The 6,598-nt window shown below is 68.9% G+C and carries 12 protein-coding genes; 11 read left to right on the top strand and 1 reads right to left on the bottom strand.

Annotated features, from left to right (window positions below):
* The 11 genes from ABZT17_RS44760 to ABZT17_RS44710 all read left to right on the top strand — a co-directional run.
* A partial coding sequence (locus tag ABZT17_RS44760; protein ID WP_356357939.1) for an N-acetylmuramoyl-L-alanine amidase occupies positions 1-574 on the top strand: 574 nt, incomplete at its 5' end.
* 56 nt (positions 575-630) lie between these two features.
* Positions 631-882: a hypothetical protein gene (locus ABZT17_RS44755; RefSeq protein WP_356357938.1), complete on the top strand. Its 252-nt coding sequence runs from the start codon at positions 631-633 to the stop codon at positions 880-882.
* A 79-nt stretch (positions 883-961) separates the two neighbouring features.
* On the top strand, positions 962-1,273 hold the full coding sequence (locus ABZT17_RS44750; protein ID WP_356357937.1) for a hypothetical protein: 312 nt from the start codon (positions 962-964) through the stop codon (positions 1,271-1,273).
* A gap of 52 nt (positions 1,274-1,325) precedes the next feature.
* The gene (locus tag ABZT17_RS44745; RefSeq protein WP_356357936.1) at positions 1,326-1,658 is read left to right on the top strand and encodes a hypothetical protein; all 333 of its coding nucleotides are present in this window, start codon (positions 1,326-1,328) and stop codon (positions 1,656-1,658) included.
* Positions 1,659-1,702: 44 nt separating this feature from the next.
* Positions 1,703-2,359, top strand: a complete 657-nt coding sequence (locus ABZT17_RS44740; protein WP_356357935.1) for a collagen-like protein — start codon at positions 1,703-1,705, stop codon at positions 2,357-2,359.
* 11 nt (positions 2,360-2,370) lie between these two features.
* Positions 2,371-3,381 carry a hypothetical protein gene (locus ABZT17_RS44735; protein ID WP_356357934.1) on the top strand — a complete coding sequence of 337 codons (1,011 nt, stop codon included), beginning with the start codon at positions 2,371-2,373 and terminating at the stop codon, positions 3,379-3,381.
* Between the two features lie 202 nt (positions 3,382-3,583).
* Positions 3,584-3,802 carry a hypothetical protein gene (locus tag ABZT17_RS44730; RefSeq protein WP_356357933.1) on the top strand — a complete coding sequence of 73 codons (219 nt, stop codon included), beginning with the start codon at positions 3,584-3,586 and terminating at the stop codon, positions 3,800-3,802.
* On the top strand, positions 3,795-4,331 hold the full coding sequence (locus ABZT17_RS44725) for a DUF6879 family protein (RefSeq protein WP_356357932.1): 537 nt from the start codon (positions 3,795-3,797) through the stop codon (positions 4,329-4,331). The genes ABZT17_RS44730 and ABZT17_RS44725 overlap by 8 nt, the downstream gene beginning before the upstream one ends.
* Positions 4,328-5,167 (top strand): helix-turn-helix transcriptional regulator, encoded by an 840-nt coding sequence (locus tag ABZT17_RS44720; RefSeq protein ID WP_356357931.1) that lies wholly within the window; start codon positions 4,328-4,330, stop codon positions 5,165-5,167. The genes ABZT17_RS44725 and ABZT17_RS44720 overlap by 4 nt, the downstream gene beginning before the upstream one ends.
* Positions 5,168-5,254: 87 nt before the next feature.
* The gene (locus tag ABZT17_RS44715) at positions 5,255-5,713 is read left to right on the top strand and encodes a hypothetical protein (protein ID WP_356357930.1); all 459 of its coding nucleotides are present in this window, start codon (positions 5,255-5,257) and stop codon (positions 5,711-5,713) included.
* Entirely contained in the window at positions 5,710-6,108 is a 399-nt protein-coding gene (locus ABZT17_RS44710) for a hypothetical protein (protein ID WP_356357929.1), read from the top strand. Before ABZT17_RS44715 ends, ABZT17_RS44710 begins: the two co-directional genes overlap by 4 nt.
* 42 nt (positions 6,109-6,150) lie before the next feature.
* Here ABZT17_RS44710 and ABZT17_RS44705 read toward each other — a convergent pair whose 3' ends face one another.
* Positions 6,151-6,384 carry a helix-turn-helix transcriptional regulator gene (locus ABZT17_RS44705; protein ID WP_356357928.1) on the bottom strand — a complete coding sequence of 78 codons (234 nt, stop codon included), beginning with the start codon at positions 6,382-6,384 and terminating at the stop codon, positions 6,151-6,153.
* Positions 6,385-6,598: the final 214 nt, after the last annotated feature.

Genomic DNA, 6,598 nt, shown 5'->3' with positions numbered 1-6,598 from the left:
GGCCAACGCCGACGGCAACGACTGCCTGTACGGCCTGGAGATCGAGAACCTCGGCAACGGCAAGGACCCCTACCCGGACGCCCAGTACCACCAGGCCGTGCTGTGGGCAGCGGCCCTGTGCCGCGCACACGGCTGGACGGAGAAGTCCGTCGCCGGGCACAAGGAGGTACAGCCCGGCAAGGTCGACCCCAGCTTCGACATGGACGCCTTCCGAGCCGACGTGAAGAAGCAGCTCGCCACCACCCCGGGCGGCAGCAGCACGCCGTCCAAGCCGTCCCTGCCGAAGGTCGACCTGTCCCGGCTCATCACTGCGGCGAAGACCGACCCCAAGGCGCGGCAGGGGCACGTCACATATATGGCCGGCACCAACCTCGTCGAGGCCGCCCTCGTCAAGCTGGGCTACCTCGGCAAGACGTACGCCGGGGATGGCTCCTTCGGATCGGCCACCGTTAGCGCGTATGCCGCCTGGCAGCGGTATCTCGGCTACGCGGGCAAGGATGCCAACGGCATCCCCGGCAGCAAGTCCCTTAACTACCTCGGCGTCAAAACCGGGCTGTTCACCGTGGTCGCTTGATGGGCCACGACCGCAGCGTCCCGCCATCGGACTGGCCGAGCCTCGAGATGGTCGGCATGACCCGGCTGACCGACGACATCTACTACGGCTGGCTGACCACCGAGCCCAACCCGACGTTCTGGCACTGGTGCACTGCGCTCGAGGACGTACCTGCCGAGCTGAAGGTGCACGACGGCTGCTGGGTGGCCGCCGGTACGGGGGCCCACACCCTCGTCTCCCGTGAGCCGCTGCACCTCGAGCCGTCCCTGCTGTGGCGGTGCTGCGGCCTGCACGGCTTCGTTCATGGCGGGGTGTGGATCCCCGCCTGACCCCGTGGTGTGGAATTCGCGGCCATTTCATAACCGGCCTTCCCCACACCATTCCTGACCTGCGAAGAAAGGAAGATCAATGCCCGCTCTGTTCATCTCCACCATGAGAACCGTCGTCCCCTTCGTCGCGGGGTGGCTGCTCACCCTGCTGGTCAAGGCCGGCATCACCATCGACTCGGAGAAGGTGACCTACGTCGTCAGCCTCGTCCTGGTCGTCGCCTACTACCTGGTCTTCCGACTGCTGGAGATCCTCGGCACGAAGCTGCGCGGCAGCAAGCTGCAGACCATCGCCGGCGTCCTGCTCGGCTGGGCCCGGCCGCCGCAGTACCCGAGCGTCGACAACGCTCTGCCTCCGCTGACCGGCTACCGCAGCGAGACCCGTACGGAGTGACGCCGGCCGCAGGACCACGGTCGCGTTCACCATCGACCACCAGGAGGAGCGCGTGGACGCTGCCACCGTCAGTGCCATCGGGACCATCGCCGTTGGGCTGGCCGCAGCGATAGGCGCGCTCGTCGGCAAAAGGGGTGAGAACCGGGTCGGCGTGACCGGCCAGGTCCTCGTCTCCTACGACTCGCTCGTCAACCAGCTGCAAGAGGAGCGGAACGCCGCGGTCACCAAGCTCGCCGAGACCGAGCAGCGGCTGACCGCGGCGTACGCCGAGCTCGCGAGCGAGCGGGCCGACAAGGCGGGCCTGCACACGCAGATCGCCGAGCTCACCGCCGAGAAGGCCCGGCTGCTGCAGCGCATCACCGAACTGGGAGGGCAACCCCCGTGACCCGCGTACATGCACAGCACGCACTCGCCCAACGGTGGCGCTCCTTGGCCGTTGCCGCCGTGCTCCTGGTCCTCGGCGGCGCGGTCGTCCTGGTGTGGCTGCGCATCAACGCCGAGGCGCACCGAGCGGATGCCCTCGAGGCGGAGGCCAACCGGCGGGGCGAGGCCGTCACCACCCTGGCCTCCGACGTCCGCGTCCTGCGCGCCCAGATCACCGCCAAGGGCGGTACACCGGCTGCGCCCGACCCGTCGCGCGCCGTGGACAACCTGCCCGATCGCGCGAAGGTTCCTGTTCCCATCCCGGGCCCCACCGGTGCCACCGGACCACGCGGTCCGCGGGGTCTGCCGGGCCAGGCCGCGCCCACCGTTACCCCGTCGCCGGGCGCATCCGGAGCATCGGGCGCGCCCGGCGAGGCCGGCGTGCCGGGCAAGGACGGAGCACCCGGCAAAGACGGAACTAACGGCAAGGACGGTGCCCCCGGACAGCCGCCCGCCGGCTGGATATGGAAATGGACCGACGCCCAGAGCGTCACCCACACCTACACCTGCCAGCGCACCACGGATTCACCAGACGACGCGCCCCGCTACGACTGCTCCGACAGCCCGAGCCCGGCGCCCTCGGACCCTTCACCGTCGCGCGGCGGCGGTTCGTCCAGCCCGCTCGCTGTCGGCCTCGACCCGACGCGCCGCCAGTACGTGTAAGGGAGCACACCATGCCGCTGCCTGCGGGTGTGGAGAAGGTCACCGTCTCCTCAGGGGTGCCGTTGACGCTGCCGGACGGCCGATGGATCGAGGGGAAGCTACTCATCACCGGGCCGGACCTCGTGACGATCGGCGAGGACGACCTCACCTTCGGCGGGGGCGTCTCGGTGCCGCTCGTCGACGGCGCGTTCAGCGTGCGCCTGGTGGCCACCGACGCGACCGGGATGTCGCCGTACGACTGGACGTACACGGTCACCAGCAAGTTCACCAACGCCCCGAACTGGGTCCGGTACATCAGGCTGCCCAAGGCCTCCCCGAGCGTGGTCCTGGCGGACGTGGTGGTGCCGGATCCGGTGGTCGGCAGCTACGCGACGCTGATCGACCCGGCAGCCCTGACGGGCGTGGTCCGGACAACTGGCGACCAGATCATCGACGGCGAGAAGAATTTCGGCGAGCGCATCCCGTTGGGTCCCGGCTTCGACCCGGAGTTCGACAATCAGCTGGCCCGGAAGGCCTACGTCGACCGGAAGGTGGCACAGGCTGGCGGTGGGGCAGTGGCCGCCAGCACGGACGGCCGGATCGACCGGCAGATCATCACGCTCACCGCGGCGGCATCCTGGACGATCGTCACGGCGTCCGGCGGGATCGAGATCGGCACCTCGGTAGCCGCGAGCGTCGGCGACCTGCTCTGGTTCAGCCCCTCGTTCATGCGCACCGGCGGCGTCATCTACCTCGACATGGGCATCAAGGCCGCCGGCGGCGGCGTCTCCCGCTACGTCAGTTCCGGCGGCGCCACTCCGGAGGCCGAGGGCTATGCGCCGATGTACCCGCAGCCAGCGTTCATTGGCATCGCGGGTGTGCGCGAGTTCGTCGTCCAGGCCGGCGAGGTCGACGGCTCCGGCCACGCCACCATCGTCCTCGCGTACAAGGGGCCGGCCGACGGCGTGAACCAGAAGCTCTACGTCGGTGGCGGCTACTCCGGAGCCATCTGGGTCGCCAACATGGGACCCGCACCCTCCTGACCTGAAGGCATCGCGCCCCCGCACCGGCTCTCGCCGGGCGGGGGCGCCTTCGTCATGTCCGGGGACAGCAGCGGGATTTTGCCCGCTTGCTAGCAACTCGGTTGAGAGCGTGGGGAATCGGAGAAATTTCGAGCAACGGGCGCCCTTTCTCCGGCCAGACCGAGCACACTGAGCATCCCGACAGCCACGAAGGGTGGACATCATGGCGCTCGAGTTCCTCGGCAGCAGCAACACCTCGCAGGGCGGGGGCTGCCCCTCCTTCTACCGTGACACCGAGACCGGAGACATCGTCGTCCAGGGCGTCGCCCTCACCGACGCCGGCAAGCGCGGCGAACTCCTGCAGTTCAAAGAGGGCGAAGACGCGGTCGTGGTGCCGGCCATCCTCTTCGAGCTGCACGCCGGGAAGGTGACGGGTGTCTGAGCTGGTCAGTAGCGACGCCTTCCTGCAGCTCTTCCGGGACGTCGAACACACCGCGTACCGGCTCGAGGTGCGCACGTCGTACGGCATCCCCGAGGAGGACGACCCATACCGGCGCTTCCTCGCGGGCGAGGACCCGGGCCTGGACTGGTTCGAGCCGTGGCTCGACCTGATGCGGGAGGTGACCGGCACCGGCCGGCGGGTGGAGCGCGTCCGCGTCATCGACGAACCGCCCTCGGACTACCTGCGGTTCGAGCTGTGGGGGACGCCCTACAACCTCGGCGTCGGTGAGGACATCCGCTACCTGTCCCGCCGCCAGGCGGACGTGCTGGCGCTGCCGGCGTACGACTACTGGCTGTTCGACAGCAGCACCGTGGCCCGGCTGCAGTTCGGCGAGCATGACCGCTTCCTCGGGGTCGTGCTCTCGGACGATCCCGCCGACGTCCTCCGGCACGTGCAGTGGCAGGGCGCGGCGTGGCACCATGCGATCACCTTCGAGGACTACCAGAAGGAGAACGCGCCTCCCCGGTGAGCGACTACCAGACAGCCCGGATCACGCTCGGCGCGCGGCTTCGTGAGCTGCGCGCCGAGTCTGGGTTGACTGGCAAGGCCTTTGCCGAGCAGCTGGGTTGGCCGGCGTCGAAGGTCAGCAAGATCGAGACGGGTAAGCAGGCGCCGACCGTGGCCGACCTCGAGGCGTGGGCTGCAGCCGCGGGGGCCGTCGATGTCCTGCCGGAGTTGACGAGCCGTCTGCGGACGCTGGAGACGCATTACGCGTCGTGGCGCCGCCAGCTGACCGCGGGTGTGCGGGCCCGTCAGGAGGCGTGGCACGCGACCGAGAGCGCGTCGGCCGAGATCTGGAACTTCGAAGCGGCCGTGATCCCGGGACTCCTGCAGACCCCTGAGTACGCCCGGCACATGTTCCTGCGCACCACGGCCCTGCACCGCACCACGCAGGACATCGAGGCGGGCGTGAACGCCCGGATACAGCGCCAGCAGGCCCTCTACAGCCCGGGCCGCCGCTTCCACTTCCTGATCTGGGAGGCGGCTTTGCAGATGCTCCTGTTCCCACGCGACGTGATGGCGGGCCAACTGGACCGTCTGGCCGGGACCTTCGGGATCTCCACGGTGGAGCTCGGCATCGTGCCGCTCGGCGCCGATCTGACCGTCGTCCCCACGCATGGATTCTGGATGTTCGACGACCAGCTGGTCATGGTGGAGACAATCGGTGCCGAGCTCCGGCTGACGGACCAGGCCGAGATCAGCCTCTACCGAACCGTCTGGGACGAGCTCACGAAGGCCTCCGTCACCGGCCCCCAGGCGCACCGTCTGATCGCCCGCGCGCGGGCCGCTCTGGGCCTGATGTGAGCAAGGCCGCGAACCCCTCCACACGGCAGTAGAAATTCCGAGAAATCGTCACACATTGCAGCAACGAGGCTGCCTACCGTGCTGGCTATGGCCGTACCGACCGCAGGTCCGATGCACCAGGCAGGCCAGGAGTGGCTGCTGTCCAGCGCTCCTGACCCGGCGCCGGTGCTGCGCGAGTGGGAGCTCGACGAATTCGGTGAGATCCCCAGTGGCACGCTGTGGCGCGTTGCCGAGGCGCCTCTCGTTGAGAGTGTCGCGGCAATCCGTCGGATCGGCCCCGATCGTCTCGGGCCGATCCTCGGCGACGTCTACAGCGATGTCGCGTGGTGGCTGTTGCCGCCCGACCTCGGCGACGACCTCGACGACCTCCGCCTCTTCACCGTGCGGCCGGCTGGCTGGGTCCTTCGCTGCCCGCCCGTCCTGCACTCCGTGCAGGGCCGGTGGTGGATCGAGCGCCCGGACGGCTCGGGGAGGCTGACCGATCCCGCCGTGCTCGCCGCCGCGTTCGGCCCTGGCGGATACCGAACCCGTACGGAGGCACCATGACCACCACGACCGGAGCGCCTGCAGATGCCGCCGACGAGGTAAGCCTCGGCGAACTGCTGGTGCAGTCTTCCAAGGGTGACCGTGACCGCGCCGCCGCGAAGGCCCTCGCCGAGGAGGAAACTCTCCTCGCCCATAAGGGCGTCCGCGCCGCACTCATCGTGAAGCACGATGGCCGGATGACGGCCCGGTGGGAAGGGCTGATGGGGCGCCTCTACACGCTCGGCCTCGACGATGAGCAGCGGGCCTTCCTCGGCCTGGTGCTGTCCATGGTGGGCATCGGCTCCATCCCGCTTACGGCCGTCGAGTCCCTCGACGAGCGCCGGCTGCTCATCTTCCAGCGGGCGATCGTCCGCCTTGCGGGCAACGACCGGATCGCGGTCGGTACCCGTCTCTGAGAACCGCGGTCCGCCCTCGCATCCCCGTCGGGGGCGGCCCGCTCAGCTCACGAGTTCGGCGAGCGGGACATCGAGGACCCAGGCGATACGGAGGAGCGTGGAGATCTTGACCTCGTCGCCGTACTCGGCTCGCTGGTATGTCCAACGAGTCAGACCGGCAGCCATCCACACCGCGTCCTGGGTGAGGTTTTGATGCCGGCGCTCGGCAAGGATCTTGGCGCCGATAGCCCGGCGGCGCTCGATGAGCCAGTCGTCGTCTGCGGGCAGGTCATGCATTCGCCCGATGCTTTAGCGATCAAGGTCGTACGTCTGCCCAACAAAGTAGGCATTGTGTGATCTTGGGTGTCGCGGGTATGACGAGCATAGGGATCGAGTCCAGTGAGTCGTGCGGCTTCGTCCCATCGCGGTACGTCGCGTGGGACCGCGCCCTGGGCATCTCGGGCACGCTGCTCTCCCTCGGCTTCACGGTCGGCATGGTGGCGGGCGGAAC

Source organism: Streptomyces sp. NPDC005648 (assembly GCF_040605395.1).
GTDB lineage: Bacteria > Actinomycetota > Actinomycetes > Streptomycetales > Streptomycetaceae > Streptomyces.
Note: the sequence above shows the minus strand (reverse complement) of the source record. Positions and strands in the feature narration are given on the sequence as shown.

Coding starts and splice junctions, on each gene's coding strand:
- ABZT17_RS44710 (WP_356357929.1), top strand. CDS start 5,710: ATGACCACCACGACCGGAGCGCCTGCAGATGCCGCCGACGAGGTAAGC.
- ABZT17_RS44730 (WP_356357933.1), top strand. CDS start 3,584: ATGGCGCTCGAGTTCCTCGGCAGCAGCAACACCTCGCAGGGCGGGGGC.
- ABZT17_RS44735 (WP_356357934.1), top strand. CDS start 2,371: ATGCCGCTGCCTGCGGGTGTGGAGAAGGTCACCGTCTCCTCAGGGGTG.
- ABZT17_RS44755 (WP_356357938.1), top strand. CDS start 631: ATGACCCGGCTGACCGACGACATCTACTACGGCTGGCTGACCACCGAG.
- ABZT17_RS44750 (WP_356357937.1), top strand. CDS start 962: ATGCCCGCTCTGTTCATCTCCACCATGAGAACCGTCGTCCCCTTCGTC.
- ABZT17_RS44705 (WP_356357928.1), bottom strand. CDS start 6,384: ATGCATGACCTGCCCGCAGACGACGACTGGCTCATCGAGCGCCGCCGG.
- ABZT17_RS44715 (WP_356357930.1), top strand. CDS start 5,255: ATGGCCGTACCGACCGCAGGTCCGATGCACCAGGCAGGCCAGGAGTGG.